15 protein-coding genes and 1 pseudogene are annotated in these 18,279 nt (G+C 62.3%); all 16 read right to left on the reverse strand.

Features of this window, described 5'->3' with window-relative positions; translation table 11 throughout:
• A partial coding sequence (locus tag QWY80_RS02900) for an enolase-like domain-containing protein (protein WP_494337373.1) occupies positions 1 to 522 on the reverse strand: 522 nt, incomplete at its 3' end.
• Positions 523 to 665: 143 nt separating this feature from the next.
• The gene (locus QWY80_RS02905; protein ID WP_290229178.1) at positions 666 to 1,649 is read right to left on the reverse strand and encodes a calcium/sodium antiporter; all 984 of its coding nucleotides are present in this window, start codon (positions 1,647 to 1,649) and stop codon (positions 666 to 668) included.
• A 175-nt stretch (positions 1,650 to 1,824) separates the two neighbouring features.
• Positions 1,825 to 2,769: a 2-hydroxyacid dehydrogenase gene (locus QWY80_RS02910; RefSeq protein WP_290229179.1), complete on the reverse strand. Its 945-nt coding sequence runs from the start codon at positions 2,767 to 2,769 to the stop codon at positions 1,825 to 1,827.
• A 150-nt stretch (positions 2,770 to 2,919) separates the two neighbouring features.
• Positions 2,920 to 4,827 (reverse strand): dipeptide ABC transporter ATP-binding protein, encoded by a 1,908-nt coding sequence (locus QWY80_RS02915; RefSeq protein WP_290229180.1) that lies wholly within the window; start codon positions 4,825 to 4,827, stop codon positions 2,920 to 2,922.
• Between the two features lie 4 nt (positions 4,828 to 4,831).
• Positions 4,832 to 5,764 (reverse strand): ABC transporter permease, encoded by a 933-nt coding sequence (locus QWY80_RS02920; RefSeq protein WP_353960435.1) that lies wholly within the window; start codon positions 5,762 to 5,764, stop codon positions 4,832 to 4,834.
• Positions 5,757 to 6,671 carry an ABC transporter permease gene (locus tag QWY80_RS02925; RefSeq protein WP_290229181.1) on the reverse strand — a complete coding sequence of 305 codons (915 nt, stop codon included), beginning with the start codon at positions 6,669 to 6,671 and terminating at the stop codon, positions 5,757 to 5,759. The genes QWY80_RS02920 and QWY80_RS02925 overlap by 8 nt, the downstream gene beginning before the upstream one ends.
• 94 nt (positions 6,672 to 6,765) lie before the next feature.
• The gene (locus QWY80_RS02930) at positions 6,766 to 8,364 is read right to left on the reverse strand and encodes an ABC transporter substrate-binding protein (protein WP_290229182.1); all 1,599 of its coding nucleotides are present in this window, start codon (positions 8,362 to 8,364) and stop codon (positions 6,766 to 6,768) included.
• Between the two features lie 96 nt (positions 8,365 to 8,460).
• A complete protein-coding gene (gene kdgD, locus QWY80_RS02935; protein ID WP_290229183.1) occupies positions 8,461 to 9,378 on the reverse strand; it encodes a 5-dehydro-4-deoxyglucarate dehydratase in 918 nt (305 codons plus the stop codon).
• A 176-nt stretch (positions 9,379 to 9,554) separates the two neighbouring features.
• Positions 9,555 to 11,123 carry an aldehyde dehydrogenase (NADP(+)) gene (locus QWY80_RS02940; RefSeq protein WP_290229184.1) on the reverse strand — a complete coding sequence of 523 codons (1,569 nt, stop codon included), beginning with the start codon at positions 11,121 to 11,123 and terminating at the stop codon, positions 9,555 to 9,557.
• Between the two features lie 24 nt (positions 11,124 to 11,147).
• A complete protein-coding gene (locus QWY80_RS02945) occupies positions 11,148 to 11,885 on the reverse strand; it encodes a FadR/GntR family transcriptional regulator (protein ID WP_290229185.1) in 738 nt (245 codons plus the stop codon).
• A 71-nt stretch (positions 11,886 to 11,956) separates the two neighbouring features.
• A complete protein-coding gene (locus QWY80_RS02950; protein WP_290229186.1) occupies positions 11,957 to 13,282 on the reverse strand; it encodes an enolase C-terminal domain-like protein in 1,326 nt (441 codons plus the stop codon).
• Between the two features lie 53 nt (positions 13,283 to 13,335).
• A complete protein-coding gene (gene garD / locus QWY80_RS02955; RefSeq protein WP_290229187.1) occupies positions 13,336 to 14,898 on the reverse strand; it encodes a galactarate dehydratase in 1,563 nt (520 codons plus the stop codon).
• 33 nt (positions 14,899 to 14,931) lie between these two features.
• Positions 14,932 to 16,440 carry a tripartite tricarboxylate transporter permease gene (locus QWY80_RS02960; RefSeq protein ID WP_290229188.1) on the reverse strand — a complete coding sequence of 503 codons (1,509 nt, stop codon included), beginning with the start codon at positions 16,438 to 16,440 and terminating at the stop codon, positions 14,932 to 14,934.
• Between the two features lie 17 nt (positions 16,441 to 16,457).
• The gene (locus QWY80_RS02965) at positions 16,458 to 16,901 is read right to left on the reverse strand and encodes a tripartite tricarboxylate transporter (RefSeq protein WP_290229190.1); all 444 of its coding nucleotides are present in this window, start codon (positions 16,899 to 16,901) and stop codon (positions 16,458 to 16,460) included.
• Positions 16,902 to 17,011: 110 nt separating this feature from the next.
• The gene (locus QWY80_RS02970; RefSeq protein WP_290229192.1) at positions 17,012 to 18,067 is read right to left on the reverse strand and encodes a type 2 periplasmic-binding domain-containing protein; all 1,056 of its coding nucleotides are present in this window, start codon (positions 18,065 to 18,067) and stop codon (positions 17,012 to 17,014) included.
• A gap of 29 nt (positions 18,068 to 18,096) precedes the next feature.
• Positions 18,097 to 18,279: pseudogene (locus QWY80_RS02975) on the reverse strand (5-dehydro-4-deoxyglucarate dehydratase); the annotation flags it as partial.

The raw sequence follows: 18,279 nt of genomic DNA on the forward strand, positions 1-18,279 counted from the left end.
GACGTCTTCGGGAGTCAGTACCTCTCCCCAGTCGTCGACCCAGCCGTCCTGGCTGAACTGGTGACGGCCGTACTTGTAGAACAGGTAGGCACTGTAGGGGACGGCATCGCGCACCTTGCCACCCAACAGGTCGCAGACGCTGCGACCGGTAATCTTGCCGATTAGATCCAGGAAAGCGACTTCGAAGGCGGCGAAGATGCGCGGCAGCGTGGTGGCCTGGTTGGTTCCTGGCGCCAATTCGATACCGCCCTGTTGCGGCTCACTATCGGCGGACTGTTCGATGATGGCCTTCAGCTCGTTGAGATGGAAGACATCGACGCCTTCCAGTCGGGATGCCACCTTCTGCAGCTGCGAAAGGGTCTGCTCGTCACCATAGGACTCGGAGAGGCCGGAGCGCCCGTCCTCGGTGACCACCTCGATGATCGAGCGAAGTGCCCAGGGCTCATGAATACCGCTCACGTTGAGCAGGGGAGGATCGCGGAAGGCGATCGGGGTGACGACGACAGATGCGATACGGGACATGGCTTCTCCAGGGTCTGACTCTGACAGAGTGGTTGAGTGTTGCGCTACAGGTCTTCTGAGAACCTGATCAGGGGCGCGGGGGGTAGCGCGCTGTGCGGGTCGCATAGGCTCGGTGGCGTGCCGCCACTTTATCCAAGGGTCATTCATAGGGTGGCAGTCTGGACTACCGAGTTTACGAGATACCCCGTATAGGAGAAGAACAATAATACCAGCACGCCTCCCTCGATACGATTGATCCGTCCCTGCCGCCCCCGCCAACCGATGGCAAACACGATCATCAATAGCGTCATGAAGGCCATCAGCGGCCAGTCGCGAACAAGTACTTCACTACTGATTTCAATGGGGGAGATCACAGCAGCCAACCCCACGACCCCCAGGGTATTGAACAAATTCGACCCTACTACATTGCCGAGGACCAGATCATGTTTTCCACGGCGCAAGGCACTAACCGAAGAGGCGAGTTCAGGAAGCGATGTTCCGATGGCTACCACTGTCAGGCCGATTATCAAGTCGCTGACACCAATTCCCTGGGCGATTTCGATGGCCCCCCAGACGAGGACACGAGAGCTGACTACCAGCAAGACGAGGCCACAGAGGGTCCAGCCCAGGCTGGAGATCATGGGTAGTGGAGGCTCTTCGAGACTCTCGCTTGTCTCGCTAGCCAGAACGTCTCCACCTGATCTCCTTGCCATGTATACGCTAGCCCCGATAAAGCCCAGCAACATCGCTAGCATCATGCCTCCCTCGGCATGGTCAATGTTCCCTCCCCTCATTAGAAGGAGCGAAAGGAGAGTGACGGCCAGAAGAACCGGCAACTCTTTGCGGATCAATCCGGAATGGACGGTCAAGGGAGATACGAGTGCTACCAGGCCAAGGATCAAGCCTATATTGGAAATGTTCGAGCCATAGGCATTGCCCAGTGCCAGCCCGGGGTTCCCCTGACCGGCCGCCAATGCCGATACCATCAGCTCAGGCGCTGAGGTCCCAAACCCCATCACGAGCATCCCGATGAGGAGTGGGGAAAGCCCCAGGCATCGAGACAAGCCTACTGCGCCATCGACGAAGCGATCGGCACTCCACACTAATAGAGCAAGGCCCGCCAACACCGCGATTACGGGTAAAATCATCCTTCCACCTTGAAGGGCAATGAAATGTCATAAAGGCACGGGCGACAATAAGGCAGAGCAAGACTGACTGCCACGACAACCCATGGCAGAACACCTCATTTTTTCCCTGAAACACAATGAGCCTCTGATCAATGAGAGAGGTTTTAGATCAGAAGCTCCTTAGCATATGGAGAGATCACAACACGGGCGTAACCAGCTTTCCCGATGCAATGAATGAATCCAGGTTATCGAACACGAGATCCTGCATTTGTTTTCGCGTCTCGTGTGTCCCGCTAGCAATATGTGGCACCAGCACGACCTGAGGCATCTCCAAGAGCGCCGAAGGCACATTGGGCTCATCGGCAAAAACATCCAGGGCGGCACTTCCCAGCCGGCCAGACTCAAGTAACTCGACCATGGCGGGCTGATCCACCACTGAACCTCTCGAGACGTTGATCAAGGTACCCTGGGGACCGAGTGCTTCCATCACTTCCCGAGATACCAATCCTTGCGTGCTAGGTCCCCCAACACAGGTCACGATCAAAAAGTCGGCCCAGGTGGCCAGATCGGCAGGCGTTTCCTCATAACCATAATCGACTGAAGGGTCCTGGCGACGGTTATGATAATGAATCTCCATGCCGAAACCGTTGGCCCGTTGGGCGATACATTTACCGATGCGGCCCAGTCCCAGGATGCCCAGTCGCTTGCCACTGACCTTGGCCCCCAGCGGAAAGGGTTCAGAACCCCACTTGCCGGCGCGCACGAACCGGTCGCCTTCGGCAATCCGTCGAGCGGATGAGATCAGCAACCCCATGGCCAGATCTGCCACGCAGTCGTTGAGGACGTCCGGCGTGTTGCTGACAGCGATATTCAGTTCACGCGCCGTATCGATATCGATGGGATCATAGCCTACCCCGAAGCTCACGATGGCCTTGAGCTTGGGCGCCGCACGCATGATGTCGGCACTACATCCATAGCGTCCCGATGTGACGACGATATCGACCTCAGGCCCCACCTCCTTAAGATAGTCATCGGGCGACTCCTGCTCCCATAACCGATGAACCTTGTAGGTTTCCGTCAACCTCTTGTTGAATTCCTCGGTAAAGCTGCCGATTTGCAAAAGTTGTACATCACCACTCATGAGTTACTCCTTGGTCATCGCCCCCATCCATCGACACCGATCAGGCTACGAGTGGCATGCCGAGAGATGGGGAACAGTTCGGTGGCTTCCACGCTGGACGCCAAATGTCTTTCGTTGACTTAAATGCATCATCAAACCATGCAAAGTCACTCAGACCGCTGCCTGGATGACAGCTCTTCCGCTGGCTTCCCATTTCGGATTGGCACTTGCAAGACGAGCGGTGTAGGGATCCTCGGGCTCGTTGAACACACGCTTACCCGGTCCGCGCTCCATGACCTTGCCTTGATACATGACGATGATGTTCTTGGCGAGATACTCGACAACCGAAAGATCGTGGGCGATGAAGATATAGGCGAGCCCATGTTCATCCTGGAGATCTTGCAACAAGCGGATCACCTGCGCTTGAACACTGACGTCAAGCGACGAGATCGGTTCGTCCAGGACCACGATCGATGGACGCACCGCCAGCGCACGTGCAATCGCGATCCGCTGGCGCTGACCGCCCGAGAACTCGTGTGGGTAGCGGTCGAGGATCTGTTCCCCCTGAATGCCGACGCGTGCGAGAAGGCGTTCCGCTTCCTCGTCCCATTCGGACTCCGGAACCAGACCACGGTGGATACGCCAACCTTCCGAGATGATCTTTCCGACCTTCATCCTCGGGTCCAGGCTTGAGTAGGGATCCTGGGCGACGAACTGTATTTCCCTACGCAGCTCACGCTGCATGGTGGTTCCGGGGGTAATGATCGGCTTGCCCCGGTATTCGACCGTTCCTTCCGTCGGACTCTCCAGCCCGAGAATAAGCCTGGCAAGGGTTGACTTCCCCGAGCCTGACTCACCAACAATGCACAGCGTCTCTCCCTCGTGGAGATCGAAATCGATACCATCGACCGCACGAAACCCGTCGAAAGTTTTCACGAGTCCGCGGCCCATCATCAAGGGGGGGCCAGTCACCTTTTCATTCTCCGACGCGGGCAGTGATTCAGCCGACAGGAAGCGGTCGATCAAACTCGGTTCCGCAATAACCGCCTCCGTTCGGATACAAGCGGCCTGATGAGATGGGCTGACGGCAGCCTGAGGCGGCACGGCTTCCTTGCACCTTTCGATGCAGTAAGAACAGCGAGGCGCGAACGAGCAGCCCGACGGGGGATCCATGAGCTTCGGAGGCGTCCCGGGAACGGGTTCGAGTTTCTCATCCATGGCTAGTGACGGCGTCGACTGCATCAACCCTCGCGTATAGGGATGCGCAGGCTGATGAAAGATCTCCGCCGTCGGTCCCGACTCAATGACGCGACCGGCGTACATGACCGCGACCCGATCCGCGACGGCAGCCGCGAGAGCGCAGTCGTGAGTGATCATCAGCACGGCCATGTTATTCTTGATCTGAATCTCTTTCAGAACCTGCAGGATCTCCGCTTGGATCGTTACATCCAGTGCGGTGGTCGGCTCGTCGGCGATCAGAAGTTGAGGCTCCGTGGCGATCGCCATGGCGATGAGAACCCGCTGACGCATGCCTCCAGAGAGCTCGAAGGGGTACTTGTCCAGCTGCTCGCGGGGATTCTGCAGGCCGACCGCGTCGAGGAGTTCTGCCGCCCGCTCGCGGGCGGCACTACGACTGACATCCTTATGGGTTCTGATCGCCTCGATCACCTGCCAGCCGATCTTGAAGCTGGGATTGAGCGAGCTCAAGGGATCCTGAGGAACCCAGGCGATATCCGCGCCCATCATGGCACGGCGCTCACGATGACTAAGCTCGGTCAACTCCTGCCCAGCAAAGCGAATACTCCCCCTGCGGATGCGCCCCGGCGGCATCGGCAGGATGCCCATGATGGACTTCGCCGTGGCGCTCTTACCGCAGCCCGACTCGCCGAGAATGCTGAACATTTCGCCGCGTCGTAGCTTCAGGCTGACGCCATTGACGGCGTACAACGGGCCCGTCGGAGTGTCGAAGCTGATGTGCAGGTCATCGACTTCCAGCAGCACATCGCTGTCGTTAGGGTCACTGTTGAGCTCAAGCACTCGAGACATGGGTGCGCCTTTATTCATGTTAAAGTCATTCATGATATTAGGCCTTCTCTTTGACCAGTCCGCGCCTCAGCCACTCGGCACGGCGGATTGGATCTGTGACGTTCTGGCCCCAACTGGCGATCAGGTTAGCGCTCAGTGCGGTGGCAAAGATGGCCAGTCCAGGGACGATGATCAGCCATGGGGCTCGGCCCAGGTATTCGCGCCCCTCGGAGATCATCAGCCCCCACGAGGTGTCAGGTGGCTGTATGCCGAACCCGAGGAAGCTCAGCGTGGACTCGAACAGGATGACGCGCGCCAGCTCCAGCGTCGCCAGGATCACCAGCGGAGACCGAGCATTGACCAGGACGTGCTCGCGAATAATGCGAGCCGGGGACGCCCCCAATGCACGTGCTGCCTCGATATACTGATTGTCTCGCAGGCCGAGGGCCAGGCTGCGTGAAACGCGGGCGTAGGTAGGCCAACGCGCAATCGCCATCACCAGCAGCAGGTTGGCAAGACCCGGCCCGAGCGCATACAGGATGAACAGGGCAAGGATCAACGCCGGGAACGACTCCTGCAGGTCGGAAAGCCGCATGAGGACGTCCTCTACACGGCCTCGGAAGTATCCGGCCACGAGACCTACCGTGATCCCCAGGAGTCCGGATACCACGACACCGGCGAAACCAACCGCGATGGAAACCCGGGCGCCGCTGAGCAGTCGGGCGACAACGTCTCGACCGAGTGCGTCAGTGCCCAGGTAGTGGGGCAGCAGCCCCTCGGCAGCCTCGGATCCGGGGGGTAGGAGGCGATTGGACAGATTCTGCGCGTACGGATCGTGGGGGTAGAGTTCGGGCCCCACGAGCGCAGACAGTATCATCAGAATGAACACACACCAGGCAGCGACCGTAACCGGCTCCCGAAGGAAGGCACGGAGGTAAACAGCACGCTTGGTAGTGCGTCGCGCTTGAACGTCGATGGCTGGGTTACTCATAGCGCACCCTGGGATTGAACAGCATATAGGTGAGGTCGATGATAAAGGTTATAACCATTACCAAGACCACGAACGTGAAGACGGCCGCTTGCAACACGAACAGGTCCGTGTTGCCCAGCGCGTCGATGACCAGGCGACCGACCCCGGGCCAGGCGAAGACCGTCTCGATGACCACGACCCCGTTGACCAGACCGAGAATTTCGTCCGTAGACACGGTGATAATGGCCGTTGCTGCGTTCTTGCTCACGTGCAGGAAGATTCGACGGTCGGATAGCCCCTTGGCCCGCGCCATCTCGACGTAGGGCTTGCTGTACTCCTCCAGAAGCGCCGACCTGCTGAACTGTGCGACGCGACCGATAATCCGAAAGGCACCCGTCATGGCGGGCAGCAGTATGGCCAAGGCACCCGAGGTTCCCCCGGTCGGAATCACTCCTATCGGGACCGCGATGAGGGTGATGAGTGTCAGACCAAGCCAGAACTCGACGACAGAGATCCCAGCCAGGGACATGACATTGGCAGCACGGTCGACGAATGAGCCGGGACGGAATGCGCCCCAGGCGCCCATGACAAAGCCGATGGGAAGCGCCAGCAGAAGGATCGCACCACCCAGCATCGCAGTGTTCGGCAATGCGGACATGACCATGCCAAGCGCATCTTCTCCCGTTACGGGCGACGTCCCGAAATCGAGTTGGATAACTCCCATGGCGAAGCGGCCGAACTGAACCAGAATCGGGTCGTTGAAGCCGAGTTTGTCACGAACCGCCTCACGCTCCTCGATGGAGGCGAACTCGGACACGACGGCATTAACGGGATCGCCTAACACGTGTCCGATTATGAATATGGCGATCATCGCGGCGACTATGACAAGCACCGACTGTCCGAGTCGCCTTAACAAATAACGTTTCATACGGGTTTTACTCCCCTGATACTTACTGTCCCGGCATGATGTTCACGACATGATGGGAGGTGACGGGCGGCCACCTGAGACCGCCCCACTCCTGTCACTGTCTCGTGAAATCGTTGGCCATCACCCATCCATCCGGACGACGGCGGAACTCAACCGTTTCCGCCACGGCGTGATATGTCGGGAAGCGAAGGATCCCACTCCACACGTTGCGCTCGACCTGCTCGGCATTGAGCTCCGCGAGGGCTTGACCACGCTCCTCGCCAGTGAGCTTGATTGCCTCCGCCCACCGCTGATCGAAATCCTCATCACAGTAGACGCTGAGATCGCCACCGCAGAGATATCGAGACCCCCCGTACCCGGCCAGGTCAAAGAGGTCCGTGTCGGAGCCGGTCGTGACGATCACGACGTTGCGGTCGGGGGAAACGCTCTCATGCATGGGCGCATCCTGACGGCGGTAGACCTCGTCATATTGATCGGGGTTCAGGATGCTGATGGTCACGTCGAGGCCCAGATTCTGCTGCCACGCGTACTGTATCGCCTGTAGGACTTCGCCATTGCGCTCGAAACGCCCTTGTTGCGACACGAGGCGGATCGGGGCGTCAAATGTCACCCCATCCGCCCGGGCTTCTTCGATCAGGCTCCGCGCCTTTTCGGGATCGTAAGGCCATGGCTCGATGTTCGGGTTGTAGCCGGTTGCCCCCTGGGAGAGGACCTGTCCCGTGGTCTCCACATCCTTGCCATAGAGTTGCGTTGCGATCTCCTCTCGATTGAAGGCGAGATCAAGGGCACGCCGCACTCGAGGATCGCCCATGATCGAACTGGGTGCGTCATAGCGGATATCAACGATTTCGTTACCCGTCCATGTGATGCATTGCTCCTCACCGACGGTGGAGCAGCCTTCGATACCCACGTTGAAGGCGAAGTCCACCTCACCGGCCTGAAGGGCGGTCACACGGGTCGATAGTTCAGGTCGGACATCGTAAATGACATTCTCCCACTCCGGGATGCCGAATACTGCCTCGGGATGGTCTTCCCCCCACCAGCCGTCGTACCGTTCAATCTCCCACTGGTCTCCCCTCGAGTAGGATTTAAACACGTACGGTCCGGTTCCGACGGGCTGCGACTTGTACGCGTCGGGATTCTCCTCCAGTTGCTGGGCCGAAGGGATCTGCACCTGGTACAACCGCTCCAGCACCAGTGGGTTCGGCCTGTCAGTAGTGACTTCGAGCAGATGTTCCCCAATAGCCTTGAAACTGAACCCCTTGACACCGAACTCATTGAGCCGCCCACCCTCTCGGGTGACATAGTTCAGTGACTCGGCTGCGGTTTCCGCGTTGAACTCCGAGCCGTCATGGAAGCGAACCCCTTCACGCAGCTGGAAATGCCAGGTCGTGTCGTCGATTTGTTCCCAGTCGGCGGCCAGCATCGGCGCCAGTTCATTCGTGTCGGGATTGCGGGTCACCAGTCGCTCGAAGATGTTCCCTAGCACGATGGCACGTGTATTGGCGTATGCCCACTCGGCTGACAAATCCGGGCTCTCATGTTCCGGTACGGCGATTCGCAGGGTGTCTTCGCCCTCTTGCGCTTGCGCCGTCGCACTGCCCACACCCATCAAGCCGACTAGCGCCGCAATGATCCACTTCTTCTGAAACACCACAGGCTGATAGCTCGTTCCACAGATCGACTGAGTCATCGGTATTGTCATAGTCTTTCTCCCTGGCACTCCCATCGATTCGCCTTTTGCAAGTCTGATCATTATTTTCCTCCCACAACGGCTTATTGGTACTCGTTAAAGCTTGCCCGCGACACCTACCAGCGTCTCGAGCTGCTGGCGCTCCTCGGAAGTGGGCATGGCCAGGGGTGCGCGCACGCTACCCGCCGGACGGCCGATGATCTCGGCGCCGGCCTTGATCAAGCTGACGGCATAGCCCTTCTTCCGATCCCTGAGGTCCACGAAGGGAATGAAGAAGTCGTTGGTGATCTGCTTGACGACCTCGCGGTTGCCCTTGCGGAGTTCCTTGTAGAAGGTCACGGCCATGTCCGGCACGAAGTTGAACACGGCCGAGGAGTAGGTGTTGACGCCGATGGACAGATAGGCCTCGGCGAAGATCTCGGCGGTGGGCACGCCACCCACGTAGACCAGGCGATCGCCCACGGTCTTGACGATCTTGTTTAGCGCCTGGATGTCGCCCTTGCCGTCCTTGAGGCCGACCAGGTTGGGGCAGGCCTCGGCCAGCGCCTTGACGGACTCGGCCTCGAGGATGCCATTGCCGCGGTTGTAGTAGATGACGTTGAGCCGGGTCGCGTCGCAGATCTGCCGGGCGTAGTCGACCAGGCCGTCCTGGGGGCACTCGGTCAGGTAGGGCGGCATCAGCAGGATACCGTCGGCACCGGCCTCCTCGGCCGCCTCGGCGAAGGCCTTGCCGCTCTCGACGCTCAGCCCGGCGCTGGCGATCACCGGCAGCTTGCCGTCCACCGCCTCCACGGCGACGCGCACGATCGCGCGGAACTCGTCGAGCGACAGGTTGAAGAACTCGCCGGTGCCGCCGGCCACGAAGACCGCGGAGATGTCGTGGCTGATGAACCACTCCAGCCGCCGGCGATAGCTCTCGGCGTCGAAACGGCCCTCCTGGTCGAAGTCGGTGATGGGGAACGACAGCAGCCCATCGCCCAAGGCTTGCTTCACTTCATCTTTGGAAAACTTCATTCGACCCTCTTCCGTTGTTGATGTTGTGTCCAGAGATTTGCCATACATCATACAAACTAGGCAATGATAAGATGTATGACAACAGAGACTATGGTCGATGAAACTAAGGTCGCAACGTCACAAAAAAGGCGGCCCGCAGGCCGCCAAAAACTCCCATTACTCGCTCGCTTCGGGAATCACTCGCGCTTGCCGTCCACCAGCCGGGTCACGCCCAGCGGGTTGCCGTCCTGGAGTGCCTCGGGCAGCAGGCCCTGGGGCAGGTTCTGGTAGCACACCGGGCGCAGGAAGCGCTGGATGGCGGCGCTGCCCACCGAGGTGCTGCGCGAGTCGGAGGTGGCCGGGAAGGGCCCGCCGTGGACCATGGCGTGGCAGACCTCGACGCCGGTGGGCCAGCCGTTGGCCAGCACCCGCCCGGCCTTGCGCTCGAGCACCGGCAGCAGCGTGCGGGCGGCCCCGAGGTCGCCGTCGTCCAGCTGCAGGGTGGCGGTGAGCTGGCCCTCGAGATGCTCGGCCACGGCCTTCACTTCCGCGAGGTCATCGCACTCAATGACCAGCGAGGCCGCACCGAACACCTCGGCCTGCAGCGCCTCGCTCTTCAGGAAGTCGGCGCCACGGGCGGCGAACAGCGCGGTCTGGCACTGGTGGGGCCCCTCGCCCACCGGGCCGCGGGCGATCTCGCGGGCCTCGCCGGCCAGCGCGCCGACGCCGTCCTGATAGGCGGCGTGAATGCCCGGGGTGAGCATGGTCTGGGCGGCGCTGCCCTGGATCGCCTCGCCGGCGGCCTTGAGGAAGGCGTCCAGCGCCTCGCCCTTGACGCCGATCACCAGGCCCGGGTTGGTGCAGAACTGCCCGGCCCCCATGTTGACCGAACCGACGAAGCCCTCGGCGATCTCACGGCCGCGCGCCTTGAGCGCCTCGGGCAGCAGGAATACCGGGTTGATGGAGCTCATCTCGGCGTAGACCGGGATCGGCTGGGGACGATTCCGGGCCGTCTGCTGCAGCGCCAGGCCACCGCTACGCGAGCCGGTGAAGCCCACCGCCTGGATATGCGGGTCGGCGACCAGCGCCTGGCCCACCTCGCGGCCGGCGCCGAACAGCACCGAGAAGACGCCCTCGGGCAGGCCGCAGTCGGCCACGGCCTTCTGCACGGCGCGGCCCACCAGCTCGGAGGTGCCGGGGTGGGCGGAATGCGCCTTGACCACCACCGGGCAGCCGGCGGCCAGCGCCGAGGCGCTGTCGCCGCCGGCCACGGAAAACGCCAGCGGGAAGTTCGAGGCGCCGAACACGGCGACGGGGCCCAGGGCCACGTGGCGCTGGCGCAGGTCGACCCGCGGCATCGGTTGACGCTCGGGCAGTGCCGGGTCGAGGCGCACGTCGAGCCACTCGCCGGCGCGCACCACCGAGGCGAACAGCCGCAGCTGGCCGCAGGTGCGGCCGCGCTCGCCTTCCAGGCGGGCCCGGGGCAGGCCGGTCTCGGCCATGCCACGGGTGATCAGGTCATCGCCCAGGGCCTCGATCTCGGCGGCGATGGCCTCGAGGAAGGCCGCGCGGTCTTCCAGCGAGCTCTCGCGATACGTGGCGTAGGCGGTCTCGGCGAGCTCGCAGGCCCGAGCGACCGCCTGGCGGTCCAGGCCGGGATACTCCGGGGCCAGGGCCTCGCCGCTGGAAGGGTCGATGGCGCGGATGACGGCCTGGTCGCCGGTGACGGCCTGCTGGCCGATCAGGGAAGTGCCTTGTGGAGTCATGCTGTCTCCCTTGGGTTGCGGGGTTCAGGATTCCTGATACTGCGCGTACATGTTCCGGGCCCGCTTGAGGTGCTGGAACATGGTCTCCTTGGCCGCCTCGCCGTCGCGGGAAAGGATCGCCTCGAGGATATAGGCGTGCTCCTCCTGGACCCGCAACAGATAGCGCTCGGAGGCGGCCGGGTTGATATCGATGCTGAGCAGCTTGGCGCGGGGAATGCCGCTGGGGCTGAGCTGCTCGTAGAACTGTTCGAAGAAGGGGTTATGGGTGGCCCGGGCAATGGCGTGGTGGAACTCGAAGTCCTCCACCCTGGCCAGGGACTTCTCCGCCTGGGCCTTGATGAAGGCGGCATGCTTCGCCTCGATGCGGCGACGATCCTCGGCGTCGTGCCGCAGGGCGGCCAGTTCCGCCGCCGCCGGTTCCAGGGCCAGGCGCAACTCGAGGACATGCAGGATATCCTCCACCGTGGTCGGGTTGATGCGCTCCGCCGGCCGCGCCTCGACGGCCGTCGAGCGCAGCACGGTGGTGCCCACCCCGCGACGCGTTTCCACCAGCCCCAGTGACTTGAGATGGGTGATCGCCTCGCGGATCACGGTACGGCTGACGCCGAAGGAATCGCACAGGCGGTTCTCGGTGGGCAGCTTCTCGCCCACCTTGACCTGCTCCTGGAGGATCAACGCCTCGAGCTGGTCGGCGACATGGGCGGAGAGGCTGCCCTGCCTCGCCACTTTCTGCAGATTGAACCGCGCGGTTTCTGCCGACATGTCCATCCCCTCTGCCATGAAAAAATGCCCCGACCAAAAGTATGACTTTTAGTCTAGCAGCCGGGGCGCCCTCAACGCACCAGCGCCGGCCGCTTGGGATCGAATTCCCAGCCGGGAATCAGGTACTGCATGGCCATGGCGTCGTTGCGCTGGGTCACATCGAGGCTCTGGTAGAGACGATGGGCCTCCATCAGCTTTTCCTCGTCCAGCTCGACGCCCAGGCCCGGCGCCGAAGGCACCTTGAGCTTGCCGTCGCGGATCGGGAACGGGTTCTTGGTGATGCGCTGGCCGTCCTGCCAGATCCAGTGGGTGTCGATGGCGGTGATCTCACCGGGGCAGGCCGCGGCCACATGAGTCATCATCGCCAGCGAGATATCGAAGTGGTTGTTGCTGTGGGAGCCCCAGGTCATGCCCCACTCGTTGCACAGCTCGCCCACTGCCACGGCGCCCTGCATGGTCCAGAAGTGGCAGTCCGCCAGCGGGATATCCACCGAGTTGAGCTGCACGGCGTACTGCAGCTGCTTGAAGTCGGTGGCGATCATGTTGGTCGCGGTGGGCAGGCCGGTGCGCTTCTTGAACTCGGCCATGGTCTCGCGGCCCGAATAGCTCTCCTCCTGGCCGCAGGGATCCTCGGCATAGCTCAGCAGGTCGCGGATCGGCGTCAGCACCCGCACCGCCTCGTCGAGCTTCCAGGCGCCGTTGGGGTCGAGGGTCAGGCGCGCCTCGGGGAAGGCCTCGTACAGTGCCCGGATGCAGTCGGCCTCCTCCTCGCCGCTCAGCACGCCGCCCTTGAGCTTGAAGTCCTTGAAGCCGTAGCGCTCATAGGCCGCCTTGGCCAGGTTGGCTACCGCCTCCGGGGTCAACGCCTCGCGGCAGCGCACCTCGTCCCAGGCATCCTGGGGATCGCTCGCCTGGGGATAGGGCAGGTCCGTCTTGGTCGGGTCGCCGAGCAGGAACAGGTAGCCCAGGGCCTCGACCTCGTCGCGCTGGCGGCCGTACTGGCCCAGCAGGTCGGCCACCGGCATGCCCAGCGCCTGACCAAAGAGGTCGAACAGGGCCGACTCGAGGCCGGTGATCACGTGCACCGCCACGCGCAGGTCGAAGGTCTGGCGGCCACGCTCCTCGCGTCCGTTCTGCGCCAGCAACAGGCGGACTTGATTCAGCGTTTGCTTGATATCGTTGATCCGCGAGCCTTCCACCAGTTCGCGGCACTGCTCCAGCCCCTTGAGGATGCCGGCACTGGAGGGAATCTCCCCGACCCCCTTGTTGCCGGCGTCGTCCTCGAGGATCACCACGCAGCGGATGAACCAGGGCGCGTGCCCACCGCTGAGGTTCAACAGGAAGCCGTCATAGCCGGCCACGGGAACGACGCGCATGCTCTTGATCTTCGGAAACATCAGTCTCTTGCCTCTTGAATTATCGGCCCAGTCGGGATGCGTTCCTGCCGGGCTCAGGTCACGGGTGCCGGATTGAACAGCACCAGGTCGTTGTGGATGCCGAGCCGGTCGGCCGCGGCCTGCTGGCGTCCACTCGCCACATCGAGGATCAGGTGGAACAGCTCCCAGCCCACCTCCTCGATGCTGGCGTCGCCGGTGGCGATGCGCCCCGCATCCAGGTCGATGATGTCGTGCCAGCGGCGCCCCAGTTGCGAGTTGGTGGACACCTTGAGCACCGGCACCATCGGCAGGCCGTAGGGCGTGCCACGGCCGGTGGTGAACACCTGCAGGTTCATGCCGGCCGCCAGCTGCAGGGTGCCGCAGATGAAGTCGCTGGCCGGGGTGGCGGCGAAGGTCAGCCCCTTGCGACGCAACCGTTCGCCGGGGCCGATGACGTCCACGATGGGCGAGTTACCGGACTTGATGACCGACCCCAGCGCCTTCTCGACGACGTTGGAGAGGCCCCCTTTCTTGTTGCCGGGGGAAGGATTGGCGCTGCGATCGGCCTGCCCCTGGGAGAGATAGTCGTCGTACCACGCCATCTGCTCGATAAGCGCCCTGCCCACTTCCTCATCGATGGCGCGGGGCGTCAGCAGATGGATGGCATCACGCACCTCGGTGACCTCGGAGAACATCACGCTGCCCCCGGCGCGCACGATCAGGTCGGTGGCGAAGCCCACGGCGGGGTTGGCGGTGACCCCCGAGAAGGCGTCGCTGCCGCCGCACTGCATGCCCACCCTCAGTTCGGACGCCGGGCAGGTCTCGCGGCGGCGACGATTCAGGCGCTCGAGGTGGCGCTCGGCCATGGCCATGATGCCCTCGACCATCTCGCCGAAGCCCTGAAAGGAATCGTCCTGCAGGCTCAGCACGTTGGCGTCGGGATCCGCCGCCTCGCTGTTCTCGTAGATCTTCACGGGCCGGTCGTCGAGCAGGGTGGAGGGCTGCAGCTTCTCGCAGCCCAGGCCGATGACCATCACCTCGTTGCCGAAGTTGGGGTTCAGGGCGATGTTCTTGAGGGTGCGGATCGGCACGATGGCGGCAGGCGCATTGATGGCGACCCCGCAACCATAGCTGTGGTTGAGCCCCACCACGTCGTCGACATTGGGGTAGCGGGGCAGCAGCTCGCGCTTGATGCGCCCCACCACGTAATCCACCGTACCGGCCACGCACTGCACGCTGGTGGTGATGCCCAGCACGTTCTTGGTGCCCACGCTACCGTCCGGGTTGCGGAAACCCTCGAAGGTATAGCCCTCGAGCGGTTCGGCAGCCAGGGCCGGCCGCGTGGCGAGCGGCAGGTCGCCCAGGGCCGGCGCCTGGGGCAGCCGAACCCTGGCTTCGTCGACGTGCTCGCCCCGGGCGATCGCCACCACGGCGTTGCCGATGACCTCGCCGTAGCGAACGATGGGCTCCTCCACGGCGATGTCCGTGAGGGCCAGCTTGTGGCCCTGGGGGATCCGGCCAGCCGCGACCAGGCCCTCGCCCAGCGCCTGGCCCTCGGCGAGGCCGCCGGCCTCCACCACGATGGCGACGTTGTCGTCGGGGTGGACCTTGATGATCTTGCCTTCGAAAGCGCTCATAGGGTTCCTCTTCAATACGCCAAGGGGCGATCTTCAGCTGAGCAGTTCCTGGCGTCGCTTGGCGCGGCTCTTCAGGCTCATCACGATCGAGAACGCCACCGAGGCCAGGATCAGCAGCCACAGCACCACGGCGATGGGGCTCTTGGTGAAGAAGATCGAGAAAGTGCCGAACGACTCGAGGCTCTTGACGAAGTAGACCTCCGCCTGGCTGCCCAGGATGAAGCCGATGATCAGCGGCGCCACCTCCAGGCCGATCTTCTGCACCAGATAGCCGAGGATGCCGAAGATCAGCAGGGTCCAGACGTCGAACATGATGCCGTAGTTGATGGCATAGGCCCCCACCACGCACATCATCACGATGATCGGATAGAGGATGTGCTTGGGCACCATGACCACCTTGGCGATATGCTTGATGGCATAGAACATCAGGAAGAACATCACGATGTTGGCGAACACGAGCGCCGTCATCATGATGTACCAGGTCTCGGCGTTCTCGGGAATGAACAGCGGCCCCACCTGGATACCCTGGAGGGTGAAGGCCCCGATCAGCACGGCGGTGGTGGAGTCGCCGGGAATCCCCAGGGAGAGCAGCGGGATCAAGGCGCCGCCGGTCAGCGCATTGTTGGCCGACTCCGAGGCGATGAGCCCCTGGGGAGCGCCCTTGCCCATCTGCGATGAATCCTTCGAGAGGTTCTTCTCCTGGGTATAGGCCAGCACCGAGGCGGCACTGCCGCCAACCCCCGGCAGCATGCCGACGAAGGTCCCGATGAAGGACGAGCGCACCAGGTTGGTCAGGCGCCCCTTGAAGAGCGACAGCGAGAAACCGCCTCCCTTGCCGAACTGGATACGCTCGTTGCTCAGCTCGCTCTTCACCCCCTTCTCGGCCTCGAGCAGGATGGTGGAGATACCGAAGATACCGATCAGCACCGGCAGCAGGGAGAAGCCCTCGAACAGGTAGGGCTCCATGAAGTCGAACATCAGTCGGGTCTTGCCGTTGCCGCCATCGGAGATGCTGTAGTCGCCGATCAGGCTCAGCCAGATGCCGATCACCCCACTGAAGATGCCCACCAGCATGCTGCTCGACAGCGAGGCAATGACACTCAGGGCCAGCAGGATGATCAGGAACTTCTCCACGTAGGAGAACTTGATCGAGAAGTCGGCCAGCATGGGGGCGAACAGGAAGAGCACGGCGGCACTGATCAGCCCCCCGACGACGGAGGCGATGACACTGACCCGCAAGGCCTTCTCGCCCTGGCCCTTCTGGGCCATGGGATAGCCATCGAAGGTGGTGGTGATCGAGGACGGTGTACCGGGAATGTTGAGCAGGACCGCCGGCACCATGCCGCCCGAGATGCCGCCCACGTAGAGGCCCAGCAGCAGTGCCAGGCCGTGGTGCAGACCCAGGGCATAGGTCAGCGGCAGGCAGACCGCCACCGCCATGGTGGCGGTCATGCCGGGGATGGCGCCGAAGATAATGCCTACCAGGGCCCCGAACGCGGCGAGAAGAAAGAAGGTAAAGTCGAGAAGTGACAGGAATTCCATGGCGACACTCGCTTCAGTCACGGCAGGGTGATGTTGAACAGCTTGGCCAGGATAAACCAGGCCAGGCTGGGCGCGACGACGGCGTTGATCACCACGATGGTCACGGCCTTCTTCGTCCACTCATGCATGTACATCAGCGACATCAGCAGGACGAAGGCCATCGAGACGAACAGGAAACCGTAGCCCGTATAGGGGAATAGATTACCCACCACTGCCATCAGGTAGAAATACGCCACGATCAGGACGAGGGTGCCGAAGAAGCGGAAACCATCCATTGGCTCACCCAGGATGGGCATGGTGCGCTCCCCCCGTTTCACCGCGGCCAGAAAGGGGACCACCTTCGTGACCAGGATCAAGACGAAAAGCCCCGCCATGACCCAGTGGATGATCGTCGGGAAGAACAGGTGGGAGGTCTCGAAATCTATCGAGACGCTGAGCAGACTTGACAGACCTGATTCCATAGCAGCTCCGGCGATAGGCAGGAGGACACCCCTGCCTATCATTGTTCTATAGCGGTTCACGCCATATGGCGGAGGCACCGGCGGCATGGCGCCACCGGTGCCCGGATCGCTTACTTGATGTTTTCGATGATGCCTTCGTAGCGAGACATCTTCTCGTGCAGGTACTCCGAGGCCTCTTCCGAGGGCTTGAAGTTGGGAATGAAGAAGGAGTTCTTCTGGACCTCCTGGATCTCGCCCTCGGCATAGATCTCGGTGAGGGCCTCATCGATCTGCTCGACGATGCCCGGATCCATGTCCTTGTTGTAGAGGAAGAAGAATTCCTTATCGAAGGTGAAGGTCTCGTCGTCCCCCATGGTGACGTGGACGTTGGGCTCGACGTACTCGAGCAGCTGCTCGCGGGTGGTCTGACCCAGGCCATCCTCGGGTGCCTGCTCGATGGTGCCCTGGCGCGCAGTCAGCCAGACGAAGCGCATGGCCTTCTGGTCGTCCTCCGGCAAGCGGGTGTACTGCTCGTTGGCCTGCACGGTGCCATTGATCAGGTCCGCCTGGTCGTCGAACAGCTGCTGGTTCTTGTCCGCCTGGGAGCCGGTGTTCACCGCGACCAGGTTATCCTCCATCCCCGGGTGCTCGATGGAGATGGCATTCTTCAGGGCGCTGAAGCCGATTTCGGAGACGCCGCCCGGCTGGATCGCCACGCGCACCTCCTCACCATCACCTACCGCGGCGATGATGTCGTCGAGGGTCTCGTAGGGCGAGTCCTTGGGCACCAGGTAGGCATTGCCCGGGTTGATCGCCACGGTCGGCCCGACGGTGTACTTCTCGAAGATGTTCTCGTAGCCCTCCACCCCGTAGAGGTAGCCCAGGTAGGACTGGTCGTGGAAGATCATCAGGGTGTTGCCGCGGGAATCGCGATCCAGGGTACGGAAGGCGGAACTCGCGCCGACGGCATCGACCTTCATGTTGAGGTCGAGGTGCTCGGCCAGCTTGTCCACGACGATGGTGGAGTTCTGGTAGGTGTCACCCCCGGTCGACGTGGAGCCGATCACGACCCGAACGTTGCCCCGCAGCTCGCCTTCCTGAGCCATGGCGACGCCGGCGCCGAGGGTCATGGACGCCAGGGCGACAGCGGAGCCCAGGCCTGCCAGGGTCTTCTTGGATACGGTCATGCTTTCACCTCTTTCTGCTGGTTGTCGATTTATAGTTGCTTGGCGATACCCACCAGCTTCTCGAGCTGCTGGCGCTCCTCGGAAGTGGGCATGGTCAGGGGCGCACGTACGCTACCCGCCGGACGACCGATGAGCTCGGCGCCGGCCTTGATCAGGCTGACGGCATAGCCCTTCTTCCGATCCCTGAGGTCCACGAAGGGAATAAAGAAGTC

The organism is Halomonas ramblicola (assembly GCF_030409215.1).
Classification (GTDB): Bacteria; Pseudomonadota; Gammaproteobacteria; order Pseudomonadales; family Halomonadaceae; genus Halomonas; species Halomonas ramblicola.

Coding starts and splice junctions, on each gene's coding strand:
- kdgD (WP_290229183.1), bottom strand. CDS start 9,378: ATGAAGTTTTCCAAAGATGAAGTGAAGCAAGCCTTGGGCGATGGGCTG.
- QWY80_RS02920 (WP_353960435.1), bottom strand. CDS start 5,764: ATGAGTAACCCAGCCATCGACGTTCAAGCGCGACGCACTACCAAGCGT.
- QWY80_RS02930 (WP_290229182.1), bottom strand. CDS start 8,364: ATGACTCAGTCGATCTGTGGAACGAGCTATCAGCCTGTGGTGTTTCAG.
- QWY80_RS02905 (WP_290229178.1), bottom strand. CDS start 1,649: ATGATTTTACCCGTAATCGCGGTGTTGGCGGGCCTTGCTCTATTAGTG.
- QWY80_RS02970 (WP_290229192.1), bottom strand. CDS start 18,067: ATGACCGTATCCAAGAAGACCCTGGCAGGCCTGGGCTCCGCTGTCGCC.
- QWY80_RS02915 (WP_290229180.1), bottom strand. CDS start 4,827: ATGAATGACTTTAACATGAATAAAGGCGCACCCATGTCTCGAGTGCTT.
- garD (WP_290229187.1), bottom strand. CDS start 14,898: ATGAGCGCTTTCGAAGGCAAGATCATCAAGGTCCACCCCGACGACAAC.
- QWY80_RS02960 (WP_290229188.1), bottom strand. CDS start 16,440: ATGGAATTCCTGTCACTTCTCGACTTTACCTTCTTTCTTCTCGCCGCG.
- QWY80_RS02940 (WP_290229184.1), bottom strand. CDS start 11,123: ATGACTCCACAAGGCACTTCCCTGATCGGCCAGCAGGCCGTCACCGGC.
- QWY80_RS02910 (WP_290229179.1), bottom strand. CDS start 2,769: ATGAGTGGTGATGTACAACTTTTGCAAATCGGCAGCTTTACCGAGGAA.
- QWY80_RS02945 (WP_290229185.1), bottom strand. CDS start 11,885: ATGTCGGCAGAAACCGCGCGGTTCAATCTGCAGAAAGTGGCGAGGCAG.
- QWY80_RS02965 (WP_290229190.1), bottom strand. CDS start 16,901: ATGGAATCAGGTCTGTCAAGTCTGCTCAGCGTCTCGATAGATTTCGAG.
- QWY80_RS02925 (WP_290229181.1), bottom strand. CDS start 6,671: ATGAAACGTTATTTGTTAAGGCGACTCGGACAGTCGGTGCTTGTCATA.
- QWY80_RS02950 (WP_290229186.1), bottom strand. CDS start 13,282: ATGTTTCCGAAGATCAAGAGCATGCGCGTCGTTCCCGTGGCCGGCTAT.